The sequence below is a fragment of the Parafrankia discariae genome (assembly GCF_000373365.1).
GTDB classification, from domain to species: domain Bacteria; phylum Actinomycetota; class Actinomycetes; order Frankiales; family Frankiaceae; genus Parafrankia; species Parafrankia discariae.
Window position 1 is genome coordinate 1 of record NZ_KB891196.1, and the last position, 1,576, is coordinate 1,576.

1 protein-coding gene is annotated in these 1,576 nt (G+C 76.0%); it reads left to right on the forward strand.

Translation table 11 applies throughout. The annotated features are described in order from the left end of the window. Positions 1–1,576 (forward strand): polyketide synthase dehydratase domain-containing protein (locus tag B056_RS36080; protein ID WP_195905887.1); only part of this gene is annotated, 1,576 nt, incomplete at both ends.

Sequence of the window (1,576 nt, forward strand, 5' to 3'; positions counted from 1 at the left end):
GCTGGCCGGGGAGCGGGGTTGGCGCAGCAGCCGGCTGGCGGTCAGTCACGCGTTCCACTCGGTGTTGATGGAGCCGATGCTCGCCGAGTTCGCCGTCGTGGTGGACGGGCTGGTGTTGCGGGAGCCGGACCGGACGGTCGTGTCCACGGTCAGCGGCGTGCCGGTGGAGCCCGGCCGGTGGACCGACCCGGGGTACTGGGTCGAGCAGGTCCGCCGTCCGGTCAGGTTCGCCGACGCCGTCACGGCGATGGCAGGCCAGGGAGTGACCCGAATTATCGAACTCGGCCCGGACGCCATCCTCACCGCCATGATCCAGAGCGCGGCGGACGGACCGGCCGAGAACACCGCCTCCGGCGCCGGGGAGAACACCCCGACCGGAGCCGGTGCGGGTGCGGGGGAACTGGCTGGGGTGTTGGCCGTCCCGGCGCTGCGCCGGGAGCGGGACGAGGCCGCCACCCTGCTGTCCGCCGTCGGCCGGCTGTTCGTCGACGGCGCCGACGTCGACTGGGCCGCCGTGTTCGCCGGCACCGGAGGCGGGCGTGTCGACCTGCCGACCTACGCCTTCCAGCGGCTGCACCTGTGGCCGCGGCTGCGGGTGCTGACCGGCGGTGATCCGGCCGGCGTGGGACAGGTGGCGACGGCGCATCCGCTGCTGGGTGCGGCGCTCACCCGCGCCGACGGCGACGGGACGCTGCTGACCGGCCGGCTGGCCGTCGCGGATCAGCCGTGGCTGGCCGACCACCGGGTGCTGGGCCAGGTCGTGGTGCCGGGCGCGGCACTGCTGGAGATCGTGCTCGCCGCCGGCGAGCGGGTGGGCGCCCCGGTCGTCGACGAGCTGCTGCTGGCGGCCCCGCTCGTCCTGCCCGAGCGGGGCGGCGTGCGGGTTCAGGTGACGGTGACGGCCGCGGAGGCCGACGGCCGCCGTGCCCTGACCGTGTACTCCCAGGGCGAGGACGGCGACGACGAGCCGTGGACGGTGCACGCCACCGCCACCCTCGCCCCGGACAGCCATCCCGCGACCGCGGACGCCGGCCTGGTGGTGTGGCCGCCGCAGGGCGCGGACGAACTTCCGCTCGACGGCGTCTACGACGTGCTGGCCGAGGCGGGGCTCGGCTACGGCCCGGCCTTCCAGGGCCTGCGGCGGGTCTGGCGGCGGGCCGGCGAGGTCTTCGCCGAGGTGACGGTGGACGACCCGATCGAGGGCTTCGGGCTGCACCCGGCGCTGCTGGACGCGGCCCTGCAGGCGATCGGCGTCGGTGGGCTGCTGCCGGCCGGAGGTGTCCGGCTGCCGTTCGCCTTCTCCGAGGTGCGGCACTTCGGCACGGCCGGCGCCACGCTGCGGGTCCGGATCGACCTGGCGGACGGTGCCGACACGGCGCGCCTGGCGATCGCCGACGGATCCGGCCTGCCGATAGCCCGGATCGAGAGGCTGGCCCTGCGCCCGGTCGCCGCCGACCAGCTCTCGGCCACCACCGCCACCCGCCTGCTCTACGCCGTGGACTGGGTGCCCGCACCGGAACCCGCTCGAACGGCCGCCGGCGCCGAGGTCGCCGGTGGTGAGGCTGAGGGCTGGGTG